Annotated in this window: 14 protein-coding genes; 5 read left to right on the top strand and 9 right to left on the bottom strand. The window is 67.4% G+C overall.

Annotated elements, in window-relative coordinates:
- Positions 1–418 precede the first annotated feature (418 nt).
- From metF to JNG39_RS20135, 3 genes are all read left to right on the top strand, one after another.
- On the top strand, positions 419–1246 hold the full coding sequence (metF, locus tag JNG39_RS20125; protein ID WP_368313745.1) for a methylenetetrahydrofolate reductase [NAD(P)H]: 828 nt from the start codon (positions 419–421) through the stop codon (positions 1244–1246).
- Positions 1247–1323: 77 nt separating this feature from the next.
- Entirely contained in the window at positions 1324–1806 is a 483-nt protein-coding gene (locus JNG39_RS20130; protein WP_368313746.1) for a DUF4124 domain-containing protein, read from the top strand.
- Positions 1807–1905: 99 nt separating this feature from the next.
- Positions 1906–2823 carry a branched-chain amino acid transaminase gene (locus tag JNG39_RS20135; protein WP_368313747.1) on the top strand — a complete coding sequence of 306 codons (918 nt, stop codon included), beginning with the start codon at positions 1906–1908 and terminating at the stop codon, positions 2821–2823.
- A gap of 103 nt (positions 2824–2926) precedes the next feature.
- On the opposite strand, the gene JNG39_RS20140 is transcribed toward JNG39_RS20135, so the two are convergent.
- The 8 genes from JNG39_RS20140 to JNG39_RS20175 all read right to left on the bottom strand — a co-directional run bounded on the left by JNG39_RS20140 (position 2927) and on the right by JNG39_RS20175 (position 12984).
- A complete protein-coding gene (locus tag JNG39_RS20140) occupies positions 2927–3802 on the bottom strand; it encodes a hypothetical protein (RefSeq protein ID WP_368313748.1) in 876 nt (291 codons plus the stop codon).
- Positions 3803–3815: 13 nt separating this feature from the next.
- On the bottom strand, positions 3816–5423 hold the full coding sequence (locus JNG39_RS20145; protein ID WP_368313749.1) for an esterase-like activity of phytase family protein: 1608 nt from the start codon (positions 5421–5423) through the stop codon (positions 3816–3818).
- Positions 5423–7726: a TonB-dependent receptor gene (locus tag JNG39_RS20150; protein WP_368313853.1), complete on the bottom strand. Its 2304-nt coding sequence runs from the start codon at positions 7724–7726 to the stop codon at positions 5423–5425. The genes JNG39_RS20145 and JNG39_RS20150 overlap by 1 nt, the downstream gene beginning before the upstream one ends.
- Before the next feature lie 298 nt (positions 7727–8024).
- Positions 8025–9308, bottom strand: a complete 1284-nt coding sequence (locus JNG39_RS20155; protein WP_368313750.1) for a sensor histidine kinase — start codon at positions 9306–9308, stop codon at positions 8025–8027.
- The gene (locus tag JNG39_RS20160) at positions 9292–9978 is read right to left on the bottom strand and encodes a response regulator transcription factor (RefSeq protein WP_144917062.1); all 687 of its coding nucleotides are present in this window, start codon (positions 9976–9978) and stop codon (positions 9292–9294) included. The genes JNG39_RS20155 and JNG39_RS20160 overlap by 17 nt, the downstream gene beginning before the upstream one ends.
- Before the next feature lie 196 nt (positions 9979–10174).
- Positions 10175–11110: a 30S ribosomal protein S6--L-glutamate ligase gene (rimK, locus tag JNG39_RS20165; RefSeq protein WP_368313751.1), complete on the bottom strand. Its 936-nt coding sequence runs from the start codon at positions 11108–11110 to the stop codon at positions 10175–10177.
- Complete coding sequence (locus JNG39_RS20170; RefSeq protein ID WP_368313752.1) at positions 11107–11556, bottom strand: ATP-dependent zinc protease; 450 nt, start codon at positions 11554–11556, stop codon at positions 11107–11109. Before JNG39_RS20170 ends, rimK begins: the two co-directional genes overlap by 4 nt.
- Before the next feature lie 120 nt (positions 11557–11676).
- Complete coding sequence (locus JNG39_RS20175) at positions 11677–12984, bottom strand: MFS transporter (RefSeq protein ID WP_368313753.1); 1308 nt, start codon at positions 12982–12984, stop codon at positions 11677–11679.
- Positions 12985–13185: 201 nt separating this feature from the next.
- Here JNG39_RS20175 and JNG39_RS20180 point away from each other — a divergent pair, with 201 nt between their 5' ends.
- Positions 13186–14748 (top strand): SGNH/GDSL hydrolase family protein, encoded by a 1563-nt coding sequence (locus tag JNG39_RS20180; RefSeq protein WP_368313754.1) that lies wholly within the window; start codon positions 13186–13188, stop codon positions 14746–14748.
- A gap of 54 nt (positions 14749–14802) precedes the next feature.
- Here the strand turns inward: JNG39_RS20180 and JNG39_RS20185 are convergent, their stop codons facing one another.
- Entirely contained in the window at positions 14803–15756 is a 954-nt protein-coding gene (locus JNG39_RS20185) for a cupin domain-containing protein (RefSeq protein WP_368313755.1), read from the bottom strand.
- Positions 15757–15866: 110 nt separating this feature from the next.
- Here JNG39_RS20185 and JNG39_RS20190 point away from each other — a divergent pair, with 110 nt between their 5' ends.
- The gene (locus tag JNG39_RS20190; RefSeq protein ID WP_368313756.1) at positions 15867–16406 is read left to right on the top strand and encodes a carboxymuconolactone decarboxylase family protein; all 540 of its coding nucleotides are present in this window, start codon (positions 15867–15869) and stop codon (positions 16404–16406) included.
- Positions 16407–16434 lie beyond the last annotated feature (28 nt).

A 16434-nucleotide genomic window follows, 5' to 3' on the forward strand; every position in this document is an offset into this window, starting at 1 on the left:
ACACCGCACCGCCGAAAGAGCCCCGGCCGCGCGCCCTGTCGGCCGCGTTAGGCGCCCGAGGACCTCGGAGCGGAAGATACCCCGCAGGGGCGACGGTCAGGATGACCGGCGTTCTTCGCCGAGACAGGATGTCGAGTCGAAGAATCCCGCGTAGAGGTCCGTGCCCCAAAGGGGACGGGCGACGTGCGGCCGACAGGGCGCGCGGTCGGGGCGAGTGCCTCGGTCCGCACCGCTCTTCGCGCCGAAGGCGCGTGGGTACACGCATTCGCGGTAGCGAATGAACCGATGCCAGGGCGACGCGATAACCGATAACCGAGGCGCTGGATTCCTGCGTGCGCAGGAATGACGGTGAGGATTAGCCATCTTTCCATCTGGATGGAAAGATATATACTTTGTCCAACCACGCCGAGATGACCGCATGCCCGCCATCAGCTTCGAGTTCTTCCCGCCCAAGACCGACGAACAGCGCGACCAGCTCGACAAGGCCGCCGAGCGGCTCAAGGCCCATGCGCCGGACTACGTCTCGGTCACCTTCGGCGCGGGCGGCTCCACGCTGAGCTACACGGGCGAGACGGTGAAGCGGCTGCGCAACGAGCACGGGCTGTCGGTGGCGCCCCATCTCTCCTGCATGGGCGGCACCAAGGCCGAGATCCGGGCCCTGCTCGACGAATACCGCGAGCGCGGCTGCCGCCGCATCGTGGCGCTGCGCGGCGACCTGCCCTCGGGCATGGCCACGCCGGGCGACTTCCGCTACGCGGCGGAGCTGGTGGCCTACATCCGCGAGCACAGCGGCGACCACTTCCACATCGAAGTGGCCGCCTACCCGGAAACCCATCCCCAGGCGGAGAACGCGCTCGCCGACCTGCGCCACTTCAAGGCCAAGTGCGACGCGGGCGCCAACGGCGCCATCACCCAGTACTTCTTCAATCCCGACGCCTATTTCCGCTTCGTCGACGACGTGACCAGGCTCGGCGTGGACCTGCCGATCGTGCCGGGCATCATGCCGATCGCCAACTTCAGCCAGTTGCGCCGCTTCTCCGACCAGTGCGGCGCCGAAATCCCCCGCTGGATCGTCAAGCGCATGCAGGCCCACGGCGACGACGCGGCCTCCATCCGCGAACTCGGCGCCGACGTGGTGGCCGAGCTTTGCCGCCGCCTGCTCGACGGCGGCGCCCCCGGCCTGCACTTCTATACGATCAACCGCGCCCGGGCGACGATCTCGGTGCTGGAGCGCCTCGCCTCCTGACTGTGCGCGCCATCACCTCGCGAACGCGGATTTACCCGGATGATGGCGCTTCGCTCCCTTAGCTTCCGTGCCACCGCTTGAAACGCGCCATTCTCTTCCTCCTGCTTCTCGCGCCGCTCCCCGCCCTGGCCCAGAACGTCATCCACCGATGTGTCGGCACGGACGGCAGCCCGGTCTACAGCGACCAGCCCTGCTCGGCCGTCGGAGCCACCTCCATCGCGCCGCCGCCGACGTCGACCACGGCGGCACCCGGTGCGCCCACCACCGGCATGCTCTGCGCCAAAGACCTCGGCGAGCTGCGTGAGGGCCTGGCGCGCGCCTTCGCCACGCACGACGCCAACCGCGTGGGCGCGCTCGTGCTGTGGAGCGGCTACGGCAGCAACGGCGCCGTGGACAGCATCCAGCGCCTCGGCGCCCTGGTGAAGCAGCCCCTGCTTTCGCTGCAAGGCGACGAAAGCGCGGGCCTCGAGGTGGTCACCGGCCGCACCGGCCAGACGCAACAGGCCCATTTCGGTGTCACCCGCGAATCGGGCTGCCTCTGGCTGCGGCCTCCGGCCTGACCGCCCGCCGCCTCCATCCGGCCCCGTTCTGACGCGTCGCGCCATGTGACGGGTCGGGGCAACCGTTATCATGGGCGGTCTTTTGTGGAGCCCTCCCCCATGTCGCAGAACTACCCCGAATGGATCTGGCAGAACGGCCAGATCAAGCACTGGCGCGATGCCACCGTCCACGTGATGGCGCACGCCCTGCATTACGGCTCCTCGGTCTTCGAGGGCATCCGCAGCTATGAGACGCCTGACGGCGCGGCGATCTTCCGCCTCACCGACCACCTCAAGCGCCTGTACCTGTCGGCGAAGATCTACGACATGGACATCGGCTACTCCATCGACGAGCTGGCCGAGGCCTGCCGTGAGGTGGTGAAGAAGAACGGCCTAAAGGCCGCCTACCTGCGCCCGGTGTCGTTCCGCGACCTCGGCGGTTTCGGCCTCTCGGCCGAGTGCCCCATCAGCACGGCCGTGGCCGCGTGGCACATGGGCCCCTATCTCGGCCCCGAGGCGCTGGAAAACGGCATCGACGCCTGCGTGTCGAGCTGGCAGCGTTTCGCCCCCAACACCATCCCGGCCGGCGCCAAGGCCGGCGGCAATTATCTCTCGGGCCAGCTCATCGCCCGCGAGGCGCGCCGCCTCGGCTTCGGCGAAGGCATCGCGCTGGCTTCCACGGGCCTGTTGAGCGAAGGCGCGGGCGAGAACCTGTTCCTCGTGTTCGACGGCGCCCTGCACACCACGCCGGCCAGTGCCTCGATCCTCACCGGCATCACGCGCCACACGCTCATCACGCTGGCCCGCGAAGAAGGCATCGAAGTGATCGAGCGCGACCTGCCGCGCGAATACCTCTACCTCGCCGACGAAATCCTCATGTGCGGCACGGCTGCCGAGGTCACCCCGATCCGCTCGGTGGACGGCAAGACCATCGGCACCGGCAAGGCGGGTCCGGTGACGCGTCGTCTGCAGGAGCTGTTCTTCGGGTTGTTCACCGGCAAGACGGTGGATCGCTGGGGCTGGCTCGAGCCGGTCTGAGCACGCCCTTCGCCGACACGGTCGGCTCCCACCCCTTCGGTAGCCGCGTAGCTACCGAAGGGGTGGGAGCGGATCGTATCCGCGAACCTACGAAGCGATACCCTTACTGGCAGAACCCGTTCGGATAGCTCGACGAACGGTACGCGTACAGCCAGCTCGTCTTGCCGCCGTCGTTGGCCAGGTTCCAGCCGTTGCCGATGGAACCCAGGGCCTGGTTGAGCACCTGCGAGCGTTGCAGCACCGGCGTGGTGAAGTACTTGTCGTCGTCGGCTTCGACACGGAACGACAGCTCGGCGAGCGCCGGCGTGGTGGCGCCGTCGACGTACCACAGGGTGAGCGTGAACTCCGCCACCGACTGGCCGATATCGGACTCGGGACCGTCGTATTCCTGCTGCGTCACGGTGACGCCCGCCACCTTCGACAGCGAGGCGCTGGAGATATCCGACAGCGTCGACGCGCCGGGGAACTGCTTGATGAGGTCGGCCACGGTGGCCGGCGTGGTCGTCGCGTCCTGGCTGGTCGAATGCGCCAGCACGAGGTTGCCCGGGGTCACGTCGGTTTCGAGCTTGGTTTTCTGGTTCTTGCCCGCGCCGGTGACGTCAGTCCAGTACGAGAGCTCTTCGTCGGGATGGCGGAACTTGAACTGGATGTCGTTGTGGTCGCCGGCGCGCGTGCGCACCGAATAGCCGCGTGCCATCAGCTGGCAAGTGTGCGGCGTGTCGATATAGGTGAGCGTGTCGCGATCGCCCGCGCTGAAGTTGCCGGTCAGCGTCTTGTCGAACTTCAGCGCCGTGAGCCGCGTACCGAGGTCGTGCAGCAGCGTGGCGGCGGCCGACGAGGGGTTGCTCGCGAAGCGCGAGGGATCGAGCAGGGCCTTGTATTCCTTGCTGTCGACATAGGCCGGCGAGTTGGCCTGGGCGGTCGCGGCGCCGAGCAGCAGCGACGCGGTGAGCAGCGAAAGCAACGTACGTTTCATCATGCGCTTGGCACCTTCAGTGGTTGGGAGCGGTGGTGGAACGGAATCCCGGCAGGGTGAGCCGGTAGACGAGTACGCGGTTGTCGTTGTCGATCGGTGAATCGCAGCGCTGTCCATCCATGACGCAATGCTTTGCGATGAAGTCGTTGTCGTTGCCGACCAGCAGGAAGACGTCGTCCGGGTGCGCGGCGTCGAGGGCGGGCACGAGGTCCATCGCCTCCCATTTCTCGGAAATCTGCGCCCTGCCCTCGCCCACCGTCAGGCCGAGTCCCGCGCGGGCCAGATCGTCGGGGTCGAGCAGGTTGACGAAGGGCTTCGACGATGCGGCATGGATGTCGTCCCGCAGGTGCTTTCCCTCGAGCACGGAACGGGTATCGGTCTCGTAAGGCGTGCCGGCCAGGTTGGTGGCGCCGTCGATGTCCACCAGCATCACCTGCTTGAATACGATGGGCTTGCCACCTTCCGCACCCCAGCCGGCGCCGTCGCGCGCCAGCATGAGGAAACGATGGTCGTCGAGTACGCGGATTTCGCTCTGGGCGGCTGTCTTGTCCGGTGTGCCGCCATCGCCGCTCGCGGTGTAGGAAGGCAGCTCGACCACGTAATGGCCGATCGGCGTCGAGGGCGTGTCGTCGTGGCTCACGTCGTAGACGAGCACGCGGGTCAGCGTGCGGCCCGACGCGTCGCCGGGCAGGCTGTCCTGCACGAGCGCGCTCTGCAACGCCACGAAGAGGCGCGTGCCGTCGGGCGAGAGGGCCATGCCTTCCACGCCCTGGTTGTTGCGGCGGCCGGTGGCGGGTGGTTTCAGGGAGGTGAAGTCGGGCTTGCCGTCCTTGTCGAGCGGACGGATGGCTTTCGGCGGCACGATGATGCCGGTGAGTTTGCCGGAGCGATCGAAGCGGTAGACGTTGGCGGCGTATTCGTCGCCGACGTAGAAACCGCCATCGCGGGTGAACTGGAGGGATTCGGCGTCGAGGGAAATCTTGCCGGCACCGATGCCCTTGGCCGGGGCCGGAAGAACGATGCCGTGTTCGGTGAGGATGCCCTTGGCGGGTTCGGCGCCGGTGAAGGCCTTGCCGTTGAAGTCTTTGAGTGTTTTTCCGCCGTACGGCATGATCGTCACCGTCCCGACGCTGCGTGCCGGGTTCGCCGATACGATCGGCTCCCACCCCTTCGGTAGCGACGCCTTCGCGTCCCTGGCAGCCTTGCTACCGGAGGGGTGGGAGCCGACCGCGTCGGCGAATCCCGATCGCGGAAGCGCCACGGTGATACGAAAGCGATGCATCCGTCCGCGATAGTCGTAGAAAAGACCATGCTCCGGATCGTTTCGCCCACGATCGGGCAACGTCCACAACACACCCGTATACGTATCGCCCTCTCGCCTCCACGTCCCCGGCTCGATCTGCAACGACGAGAACGAGCCCAACGTGTCGCCCAGGAAGTCCACCGTCCCCGCCGGCAGCGAGCCGGCGGCCACAAGGCCTTGGTCGACGTAGGTCACGCCACCGTCCTCGATGCTCCGCGGCAACGGCGCGGTGGCGATGTCCGGCTTGCGCACCTCGAGGGACTCCGCCGCGACGCTTCCGATCAGGCACGTGGCGATCAGTCCCACGAGGTGCACGCGCATCAGAAGCGCACGTCCAGGTTCGCGAAGTACTGGCGCGGCGCCGACGCATGGAATGCATAGGCCGTGCCCTTCGGATCGCTAGGGACGAACGCGCTGGAGTCGAAGTTGCTGGCGTAGCGCTTGTCGCCGAGGTTGGTCACGTTGAACGTGAGGCGGACGTCCTTCGCCACCGAGAATGCGCCGAAGTCGTAACCCGCCGAGAGATCCCACGTCGTGAAGCCGCCGAACCCCTGGTCGTTGGTGTAGGTGTAGAAACGCTTGCCGGTGTACTTGCCGCGCAGCGAAGCGAACCATGCGCCCTGGGTCCAGTCGATCTGCGTCGAGAAGAGCTTCGTCGGCGTATCGGTCTGGATCTTGCCCTTGGTGTGCTGCACCACGCCGGCCTGCACGTAGTCGCTGGCGTAGGTGGAGCGGTTGTACGAAGCCGAGTTGTACCAGCGGATGCTCTCGATCGGCGTCCACACGAAGGTGAGCTCCACGCCGTGGCTATTGACACCGCCCACGTTGTAGAAGCGATTGCCGCAGGTCGGGCCCACGGGCTGGCGCGAATCGCAAGGGTTGTACTGGAGCAGTCGATTGTCGAAGCGCACGTTATAGACGGCCGCCGACGCGGCGATGTCGCCGGTCTCGATACGGTAACCGGCTTCGAGGCTGCGCGACTTCTCCGGTTTGAGCGAGGCCTGCGAATCCCAGATCGCCTGGCTGACGGCCTGAGGTCCGAGCTTGAAGCCACCCTGAAACATGGCGATGTTCTTGGCGAAGCTGGTGAACACTTCCTGCGCGTCGTCGATCCGGTAGCGCACGCCGAACTGCGGCAGCAGCGCCTTGCTGGCGCTGAGCTTGCCGCTGGCGAACTGGTTGTTCGAGTTGGCGGGAATCGGCTTCACGGCATCGCCGGGCAGCGCCTGGGCCTGCGACGTGACGTGCGGGCTCTTCACGCCCACGTCCACGGTGAGGCGATCGTCGAGGAAACGAATCGTGTCCTGCACATAGGCCTGGCGCGTGTTCCATACCGTGCGCTGGTCGAACACACCGAGGTCCGGCTGCGTGTCGATGGGACCGCTGAGGTCGCGCGGGCCGGTCACGTAGCTGCTGTACCGCGAGGCGCTGGAGATGTTGTGCTCGTACCAGAGGCCGCCTTCGATATGCTGGTTGTCGATGTCCCAACCGGCCGACAACAGCGCACCCGTGCGGTTGATGGTGTAGAGCGTGTTGCGGAAGATGAGCGGCAGTTGCTGCGGCGTGCCCGGGTACGAGTACGTACCGCTGTTCCAGTTGTGGCCCTCGCCCGCGTCTTCGTGATGGTAGACCTGCGCGTGGATCGTCACGGTGTCACTGGGAAAGAAATCGCCGGCGAGGTAGTACAGATCGTCGCTACGCAGGATCTGCCCCGCGGTGAACGCGCCATCGGCGTCCTGGTCGGGACCGCTCTTGTCGCAGAGCTTCGCGTTGAAGGTGCCCGTATTGCAGTAGGCGCGCGACAGCGCCTTGTTCCAATCCGGCGCGTAACCGCCCCAGTCCCAGCCCAGGCCGCGACGGAGCTCGTCCTTCGACAGGTAGAAATAGTCGGCCTGCGAGGTGCGCGAGGTATCGGCGAACGCGGTGATGCGCGCCCAGTCGGCATCCCAGACGGCCTTGCCGTTGAACTGCTTCGTGGTCGACTTGCCATAGGCCTGCTGGTCGTTGAACAGGCCCGACGTGGTGCGCGCGCCCGAGAGGTACATCGAGAAGCCGTTGTACGTACCGGTGTCGAAGCGGGCATAGGTGCGGCGGTTGTCGTCGCTGCCCACGGTCTGCGTTACCCGCCCGCCCATCGTCTTCAACGGATCGTTGGACGTGTAGGCGACGGTGCCGCCGAGGTTGCTCGTGGACGGCGTGCCGAGGTTGCCGATGCCCTCGGAGAGCTCGGCGCCGCCGAAGTTCTCGGAGATCAGGGCGCGGTTGATCGAGAGGCCGTTGTAGTTGTTGTAGGCGCTGTCGCCGAGCGGCATGCCGTCCAGCGTGTAACCCAGGCGCGTGCCGCTGAAGCCGCGAAGGCTCAGCGTCATCGACTGCTCGTTGGTGCCCAGGGCATCCACGGACTGCGCGTTCACGCCCGGCAGCAGGTTGAGCACCTTCTGCAGGCTGGTACCCGGCGGGAGCACCTTCTGGTCGGTGGTGCGCAGGCGCTGCACCTGGCGGGTCTCGCCGGTGCCGATCACCGAGACGGCATCGAGATCCTGGGCCTTGTCGCGCTTGGCGGCGGCGGTATCGGCGGGATGGGTGTCGGTATCGGTCGCGTGGGCGGACGGCGCGAGGGCCATGCCGAGGGCGATGGCCAGAACGGTGGGCTTGAACACGGAAAGGCGTCCTTACGTTCATGAACGCATGGCGGCGGGCCTCCCCTGAGTCCACCCATCACGCGTTCCGGAAACGCCGCATGGTCGGCCGTCCAAATGAAAGCTTCATGACAGTGGAGATGACAGGCGCGTGGACGTACCCACGCATCGCGATGACATGCATGCCGTCGCGACCTGGTTTCGCCGATACGATCGGCTCCCACCCCCTTCGGCCGAAAGCCGGCTACCGAAGGGGTGGGAGCCGAACGTATCGGCGAATGGCCTAGCGGAAATCGATGGTGGAAATGGCGCCGGCCATCTCCGGACGCGGCCGCAGCGACACGTCCCAGTCGTACAGCTCGCACAGGCGCCGCACGATGGCCAGGCCCAGGCCCGCGCCGCCGCCCGTGGCGCTTTCGCCACGGATGCCGCGCTGGAACAGCTTCTCGGCATCTTCCGGCTTGATGCCGGGGCCGGTGTCGAGCACGTCCACGCGGCCATCGAGCACGCGTACCGTGACCTTGCCTTCCATCGTGTACTTGATGGCGTTGCCGATGAGGTTGGTGAGCGCCACGGAAAGCACCGAAGCAGGGGCATTGACCGTGACGGTGCCATCGGAGATCAGTTCGATCTCGATCGGTTTGCCGCCCATCTGCGGACGCTGGCTCTCGATGACGTCGGACGCGACCTTGGCCACGTCGGTGGTTTCGCCACGCGTGGGGCCGCGACGCTCCGCGCGCGACAGCAGCAGCAAGGCCTCGATCAGTTCCGTGGCCTGGCGCGACGCCCGCTCGATGCGCTTCAGGCGCTCGCGCAGCTTGTCGGTGAGGTCGGGCGAGCCTTGCAACAGCTCCGTGGTGCTGGCGATCACCGCCAGCGGCGTGCGCAGCTCGTGGCTCACGTCGGAATTGAACTCGCGGTCGCGCTCCACCACCGAGGTGAGCCGCATGGCGTATTCGTCGAGCGCCACCGCCAGCTCGCCCACCTCGTCGTCGGCGAAGTGCGGGGCCAGCGGTTCGGCCTTGCCCATGCGGCGGAAGTCGCGCAGGCGCCGGGCGAGATCGGTCACCGGACGCAGCACCCGCGAGGACAGCCACACGCCGAGCACGATGGAAAACAGACCGAAAAGGAACACCGCCGCGATGACGCTGGTGAGCAACTGCCGCTTGCCCAGTTCGTCGCGCGACACGTCGAACTGCAGGAAGCTGATGATGCCGCCCTCGTGCCGCACCGCCACCTTGTAATGGCGGCTTTTGCCCTCGCGGTCGGTCTCGTAGATGTCGTGCACGCCCGAGTCGAGGGGCTGCCACGCCAGCGGCGCCCGGTAGAGCGTGCGGTCGCTGAAGGTGGCCGCCTTCAGGATGTCGAACTGCGGCGCCTCCTGCGGATGCGTGCGCACCTTTTCGTTGAGAGCGTCGACTTCGTCCTGGAGGGCGGAGTTGATCAGCTGCTCTTCGACCCGCGAGCGGATGTTGATGGCCGCATAGGCGAAAAGCGCGCTCAGCCCGATGCCGAACAGCGTGAAGGTGACGACGAGGCGGAAACGGAGCTTACGTCGGGACCGCATCCGGGTCGACCATGCGGTATCCGATACCGTGACGCGTATGGATCAGGGGTTTGTCGAAGGGCTTGTCGATGGCGGCGCGCAGGCCATGGATATGCACGCGCAGCGAATCGGAGTCGGGCAGCTCTTCGCCCCACACGCGCTGTTCGAGGTCTTGCCGGGTGACGACCGACGGGCTCGCCTCCATGAGCGCCTGAAGCAGCTTCAGGCCGATGGGGTTGAGCTGGATGCTCTTGCCCTCGCGGGTGACCGTGAGGGTGTCGAGGTTGTACGTGAGGCCGCCGACCTTGAGCACGCGGCTCTGCGGGCCCTTGCCGCGACGGGCCAGCACTTCCAGGCGCGCGGCGAGTTCCTGCAGCGCGAAGGGCTTGGTCATGTAGTCGTCGGCGCCGGACTCGAAGCCGGTGAGCTTGTGGTCGAGCGAGTCGCGCGCGGTGAGCATGAGCACCGGGGTCTGCTTGTGGGCCTCGTGGCGGAGTTTCTTCGCCACGTCGAGGCCGTCCATGCCCGGCAGGGTGAGGTCGAGCACGATCACGTCGAAATCGTGGACCACGGCCAGGTGCAGGCCCGTGACCCCGTCGCCGGCGAAATCGACCACGTGACCGCGATCCTCGAGGTAATCCCCGATGTTGGTCGCGATGTCGCTGTTGTCTTCGATGACCAGAACGCGCATTCGGCACTCCGTTGAGCGGTCGCTTATGAGTCTTAACAAGTATCGCGACCCGAAGCTTAACGGGGAACGCGTGAGCCGGACAGGGAGCAAAAGAAAGGCCCGGGCGGGATGACCGCCCGGGCCGAAAGAACTACTGCCCCGATACCGTCACCCCGCTGAGCGGAATCACAGTGGGTCCTTTATAGGGGACCGGCGTTTAAATCGCCGTTAATCCCTTGGGAGACTTGGCCTTGCGGGCCTTGGGCGTAACCGGGCGTTCAGCCAGGCGGCGCTCGCAGTGGGCGATGATGGCTCCCGCCACGTCCACGCCGGTGCTCGCTTCGATGCCTTCCAGCCCCGGGGAGGCGTTCACCTCAAGCAGCAGCGGACCGCGACCGGAGCGCAGCAGGTCGACGCCCGCCACTTCCAGGCCCAGGGCCGAGGCCGCCTCGATGGCCACGCGACGCTCGTCGGCCGACAGCTCCACCGCCTCGGCCGTGCCGCCCCGGTGCAGGTTGGCGCGGAACTCGCCGGGAGCCGAGGATCGCTGCATGGAAGCCACCACCTCGCCGCCCACCACGAAGCAGCGCAGGTCGCTGCCGTTGGCCTCGCGGATGAATTCCTGAACGAGGAAGTTGGCATAGAGGCCGCGGAAAGCCTCGATCACGCTCTTGGAGGCCGAGCGCTTCTCGGCCAGCACCACGCCGGCGCCCTGGGTGCCTTCGTTGAGCTTGATGATGTGCGGCGGCTCGCCGAGCATGGCGAGCAGGTCGGTGGTGTCGTCCGGGTTGTCGCCGAAGGCGGTCAGCGGCATGTCGATACCGCGAGCGGCGAGCAGTTGCAGGCAACGCAACTTGTCGCGGGCACGCAGCACCGCGTCGGAGGGATTCGGCGTGTAGACGCCCATCAGCTCGAGCTGGCGCAGCACGGCGGTGCCGTAGAAGGTGCTCGAGGCGCCGATGCGCGGGATCACGCAATCCACCGGCCCCAGCGGCTTGCCCTTGAAATGGATGGCGAACGACTGCGGCGCGATGCTCATGTAGCAACGCAGCGGATCGAGCACGCGCACGGTGTGCTTGCGCCGGCGCGCCGCCTCCACCAGCCGCTGCGTGGAGTACAGCCTTGCGTTGCGCGACAGGATGGCGATTTTCATGTGGATTCCCGAGAGGCGCGTCGTGGCGTCTGCGAGTAGGAAAGCGAGGGATCGACCTGGAAACGCCCATGGAGCGCCGTCCGGCCGAGCAGAAGGGGGAAGAGCATGTGGCGGCGATCGGTCAGGTTCACCTCGGCGACGAAACGCTGGCCGGCCAGTTCGATGTCGGCCTGGATGAACCATCGCTCGGTGCTGTGACCGCCCGAATCGGTCACCGTTCGCCGACCGGTGGCCCGGGCCTCGCACGGCTCGGAGACGCCGCCCCTGCGCGTGGTGCGCACCTGGAAGCGAAGCCACGTGCCGTCGTCGCGCTCGTCCGCCTCCAGCCACTCGACGTGCAGCGACGACGAGCGCGCGCCCGTGTCGAGCTTGGCCTTGAGGACGGGGATGCCGAGCGACGGCAGAGCGAGCCGTTCGCGCCAGCCGAGGGTGATGACGTCAGTCATGGGGTCTGGAGCGAGCGGGTGGGGAAAGACGGCGCAAGGATGCCCAAGCCCGGGACCCGACGCAACCGCGCCGCGAGGGGCCCCGGCCCACCGCCGTCACACCGGTGAAACGCCGGTGAATTAGCGGTCGTAAACCGGTCGGCGGCTCACCAGCATGTAACAACCCGAAGCGACGCCCACGAGCGATACCAGCCCGACGTAATGCGCCGGGCCCAGGCTCCCCTGCCCCTTGGCGAGCAGGCCCACCACGACGGGCGTGGCCGCACCGCAGATCGCGTAGGCCACGTTGTACGACAGCGAAATGCCGGAGAAACGGATGGCCGGCGGGAAGGTGGTGACCAGCACGGCTGGCACCACGCCGGCCACGCCCGAGAAGAACCCGGCCAGCGCGTAGAGGACGAACAGGTGCCCGCCGCCGTCGCGAAGGTCGAGGTACAGCGCGTACGTCGACGCGGCCAGGCCGATGGAACCGACCAGCATGGCCTTGGCCCGTCCCACCGCATCCACCAGCAAGCCGCCGCCGAAGCAGCCGAAGCACAGCGCCAGCGCGGCGATGCTGCCGGCGGTGAAGGCGCGCGACTGCTCCACGTGGAAGGTCGTCTGCATCAGGGTCGGCGTCATGAGGATCACCACCACGATGGCGGCCGTGAGTACCCAGGTGACCACCATCGACAACAGCACGCCCGGCAGGTGATCGCGCACCACCACCCACGCGGGCAGTTCGGCGGTGATCTCGCGACGCTCCCGCATGCGGGCGAACACGGGCGTTTCGCTCAACCAGCGGCGCAGGTACACGGCGAAGAAGCCGAACACGCCACCGACGAGGAAGGCGATGCGCCAGCCATGGTCGAGCATCTGCGCCTCGGAGAGGTGACTGCTCAGGCCCGCGGCCACCAGCGAACCGATGAGGATGCCCGCCGTGAGACCGGAGGTGAGGCTCGCGCAGGCCAGGCCGACGCGACGCGGCGGCACGTGCTCGGCCACGAACACCCAGGCGCCCGGGATCTCGCCGCCGATGGCGATGCCCTGCACCACGCGCAGCAGGGTGAGCAGCACCGGCGCCATGAGGCCGATGCTCGCGTAGGTGGGCAGCAGGCCGATGAGCAGCGTCGGCACCGCCATGAGGAACACGCTCAGGGTGAACATCCGCTTGCGACCGACGCGATCGCCGAAGTGCGCCATCACGACGCCGCCCAGCGGCCGCGCGAGGTAACCCACCGCGAAAATGCCGAAGGCCTGCAACTGGGCCAGGAAGTCCGAGGTGCCGGGCGGGAAGAACAGGTGGCCCAGTACCTTCGCGAAGTACGCGAAGATCACGAAGTCGTAGAACTCGAGGGCCCCGCCGAGGGCGGAAAGAACCAGGGTCTTGGCATCGCCGCGGCCCAGGGGGCGATGGTCGGCGAGGCGGTTATCGGTGATGGCGCTCATGCGGCTATCGGTGGCCTTTGGAGGTACGGCATGCAAGCCGGACGTTGTACGAAACATGCGCGCCACAGTCTTGCATGAAATCTTTCCCGGACAAGGGTGATGTGACCTGCTCCGCAGAATGGCGTGTCGCGGCGGATTCGTACAAAACCGCGACCCGGCGACCGGAAACACTGGCCGCCCCTCCCACGAAGGATAGCCGCGATGACACGCACGTTCCTGCGCCACCGCCCGCTCGCGCTCCTGCTCGGCACGGCGCTTCTCGCCGCCGGCGGCGCCCACGCCGCCTCCACGCTCGCGCCATGGGTCGGCACCTGGGGCGTCGCCGCCAAGGACATCGGCACGCGCGACTTCGGCGGCCTCACCGTGCGCCATATCGTTCACACGAGCATCGGCGGCACGTCGGCGCGCATCCGCGTGTCCAATCGCTATGGCGACCAGCCCGTCACGCTGAGCGACGTGCACATCGCGCAGAGCGCGGGCGGATCGTCCTCCCGCAGCGACACCGATCACGTCGTGACGTTCGGCAACCAGGCGACCATCACCCTCGCGCCCGGCCAGGAAGCCACCAGCGACGGCATCGACATGACGGTGCCGGCCCTGTCCGACCTCACCGTCAGCTTCTACGTGCCGCAGCCGACCCCGGGCCGCATCACCGGCCACGACTTCAGCGGCCAGACGCTCTACCTCGCCAACGGCGACGTGGCCGGACAGGGCGATATCCCCGCTTTCGCCGACCAGAACGACGTGTTCCTCTCCAACGTGGACGTGCAGGGCCCGAATCCGCAGGGCGCCGTCGTGACGCTGGGCGCCTCGATCACCAACGGCGACGGTTCGTCGTTCAACGCCAACCGTCGCTGGCCCAACGATCTCGCCGCGCGGCTGGCCGCCGCGGGCAAGAACGTGGGCGTGATCGACGAAGGCATTTCCGGCAACCGCCTGCTCGCCGACGGCGCGGGCGTGAGCGCCCCGAACCGCTTCGACCACGACGCGCTCGATCAGTCCGGCGCGCGCTGGGTGATCTTCTCCGACGATCCGATCAACGACCTCGGCGCCACGCCCCTGCCGACCGCCGACGCGCTCATCGCCGCCGAAGCGGCGCTGATCGACCGCGCCCACGCGCGCGGCTTCAAGTTCCTGTGCTCCACGCTCACGCCTTACGAGGGCTGGTCGACGTGGTCCACCGCGGGCGAAAACGTGCGCGCCGCCGTCAACGCCTTCATTCGCGGCGCCGACAGCGGCTGCGACGGCGTCGTGGACCAGGACCTCGCCGTACACGACCCGCAGCACCCCACGCGCTACCTGCCCGCCTACGACTCCGGCGACCACCTGCACCCGAACGACGCCGGCCACCAGGCCATCGCCAACGCCGTGAACCTCGCCCTGTTCACGCCGCCGAGCCTGCCCGCGATCGCCACGCCCGCCGGCTGCGGCAGCCTCGGCGCGGGCGAAGGCATCACCCCGGGGCAGAGCGTGGTCTCCTGCGACGGCGGCCATCATCTCGACCTGCAGCGGGACAGCAACCTCGTGCTGTACGACGCGGCCAACACCTCGATCTGGATCCCGTGGACGTACGACATGGGCGCGGGCGAGCTGCGCCTGGAGAACGACGGCAACCTCGTGCTCTACAGTTCGCTGGGCACGACGATCTGGCAGTCCAATTCGGGCGGCCACGCCAACGCGCGGCTTTTCGTGCAGGGCGACGGCAACATGGTGATCTACGACGACAACGGGCCGATCTGGAATACGGGCACGGCCGGACAGTAAGACCTTCCGAAGTCACCGGCGCGCACGAATAGCGAACACGGCTCGCGATGAGGGTTACCGCGAGCCACCCACTCCGATCGAGCGTCGCCACTCCCCGGGCGTCATGCCCATCCACTGCGTGAACACGCGACGGAACGCGGCCACCGAACGGTAGCCGACCCTGTCGGCGACGACTTCCGTCGCGAGGCCCGGACGGCGTAGTTCGTTGACGGCCAGGCTCATGCGGACGTCCTGGAGGAATTCGGCGGAGGAACGCCCCAGCCCATCCTGGAAATGCCGCATGAACGTCGCGCGCGACATGCTGCACAACCCTGACAATTCGGGCAGCGTCCATGCGCGGGCCGGATCGGCGAGCATCGCCGCGATCGCCGGCGCCAGCCGTGGGTGACCGGCCAGGGCCAGCAATCCCGGTGGCGGCTCGTCCGATTCACCCGACACGCGAAGCACCAGCGCGAACAACGCCGACGAGAGCGCGTTGAGCATGGCGTAGCCGCCGAGGCGCTCGTCGGCGGATTCGGTGCGCATGAGGTCCACGAGGCCCGCCAGGTGATCCGCCGCCGGCGAGGTGCCGTGCATACCGGCGCGCACCACGAGCGTGGACGGCAGGTAGTGCCGCATCCACCGATCATGCGGCGCGTCGATGGCGAAGCGGCCGCAAAGCATGTCGAAGCGCTCGCCTTGCCCATCGTTTTCGCTGAGCACCAGCTCGTTGAGCAGGCGGCGCTCGTGCGTCCTCGCGGGCGCGTCGCCACTCACGTCGCGCAGCACGTGGGCGGAGCCGTGAGGAAACAGCACGATGTCGCCCGCCTGCAAGGGCGTGGTTTGCCGGGTGACCGGGTCGTCGAGCACGGCGTGGCCGCGCAGCAGCACGTGATAGGGCATCTCGCCCGCCGCCGAGTCGGTGTAGGTGACGTTCCAGGGCGCGCCGTAGGCGCAGCGGATCTCCAGCCAGCCACGGACCGAAACGATCGCGAGCAGGCGGCTCAGCCAATCGACGTTTGACACCATGGAAGTCACCTCATGATCCTTTTGAGCATCTTATTGAGAATTCCTGGACTCGTCGAGATCACCCCGGGCCCGCAAACTGGCGTCATTCCCACTACGCAAGGAGTCACGCCATGAACCGCATCGCCATTCCCGCCGTCGATACCGCCACCGGCGCCACCGCCGAGGTCTACGCCAAGGTCCGCAAGGCCGCCGGCGGCCAGGTCCCCAACCTCTTCGCCGCCCTGGGCCATCTTTCGCCCGGCGTACTCTCCGCCTACCTGGACGCCGAAGGGGCCCTCGCCGTTGCCGGGCTCGGCCGCAAGGATCTGGAAACCATCAAGCTGGCGGTGAGTGCGCAGACCGGGTGCGACTACTGCGTGGCCGCGCACGACATGCTCGGCAAGATGGCCGGCCTGTCGGCCGACGATACCCGCGCCATTCGCACCCTGCAGCCGACGGGTGACGACAAGCGCGACAGTCTCGTCCGCTTCGTGCTCGCCACTCTGCGCGAAAGCGGCACCGTGCCGGCGGAGACCCTCGCCGAGATCCGCGCCGCGGGATACGGCGACAAGCAGGTGGTCGCCATCGCGTTCGCCATCGCGCTCACCGTGTTCACCAACACGTTCAACCGCATCAACGACACCGACGTCGACTTTCCGGCCGTGCAGTGACGCGCCCAACCTGATCCAAGGAACCCAG

This window comes from Luteibacter sp. CQ10 (assembly GCF_040900725.1).
Classification (GTDB): domain Bacteria; phylum Pseudomonadota; class Gammaproteobacteria; order Xanthomonadales; family Rhodanobacteraceae; genus Luteibacter.

Bases quoted from the DNA above. Each gene is read 5' to 3' on its own strand.
- metF (WP_368313745.1), top strand. From the start codon at position 419: ATGCCCGCCATCAGCTTCGAGTTCTTCCCGCCCAAGACCGACGAACAG.
- JNG39_RS20135 (WP_368313747.1), top strand. From the start codon at position 1,906: ATGTCGCAGAACTACCCCGAATGGATCTGGCAGAACGGCCAGATCAAG.
- JNG39_RS20140 (WP_368313748.1), bottom strand. From the start codon at position 3,802: ATGATGAAACGTACGTTGCTTTCGCTGCTCACCGCGTCGCTGCTGCTC.
- JNG39_RS20145 (WP_368313749.1), bottom strand. From the start codon at position 5,423: ATGCGCGTGCACCTCGTGGGACTGATCGCCACGTGCCTGATCGGAAGC.
- JNG39_RS20150 (WP_368313853.1), bottom strand. From the start codon at position 7,726: ATGGCCCTCGCGCCGTCCGCCCACGCGACCGATACCGACACCCATCCC.
- JNG39_RS20155 (WP_368313750.1), bottom strand. From the start codon at position 9,308: ATGCGGTCCCGACGTAAGCTCCGTTTCCGCCTCGTCGTCACCTTCACG.
- JNG39_RS20160 (WP_144917062.1), bottom strand. From the start codon at position 9,978: ATGCGCGTTCTGGTCATCGAAGACAACAGCGACATCGCGACCAACATC.
- rimK (WP_368313751.1), bottom strand. From the start codon at position 11,110: ATGAAAATCGCCATCCTGTCGCGCAACGCAAGGCTGTACTCCACGCAG.
- JNG39_RS20170 (WP_368313752.1), bottom strand. From the start codon at position 11,556: ATGACTGACGTCATCACCCTCGGCTGGCGCGAACGGCTCGCTCTGCCG.
- JNG39_RS20175 (WP_368313753.1), bottom strand. From the start codon at position 12,984: ATGAGCGCCATCACCGATAACCGCCTCGCCGACCATCGCCCCCTGGGC.
- JNG39_RS20180 (WP_368313754.1), top strand. From the start codon at position 13,186: ATGACACGCACGTTCCTGCGCCACCGCCCGCTCGCGCTCCTGCTCGGC.
- JNG39_RS20185 (WP_368313755.1), bottom strand. From the start codon at position 15,756: ATGGTGTCAAACGTCGATTGGCTGAGCCGCCTGCTCGCGATCGTTTCG.
- JNG39_RS20190 (WP_368313756.1), top strand. From the start codon at position 15,867: ATGAACCGCATCGCCATTCCCGCCGTCGATACCGCCACCGGCGCCACC.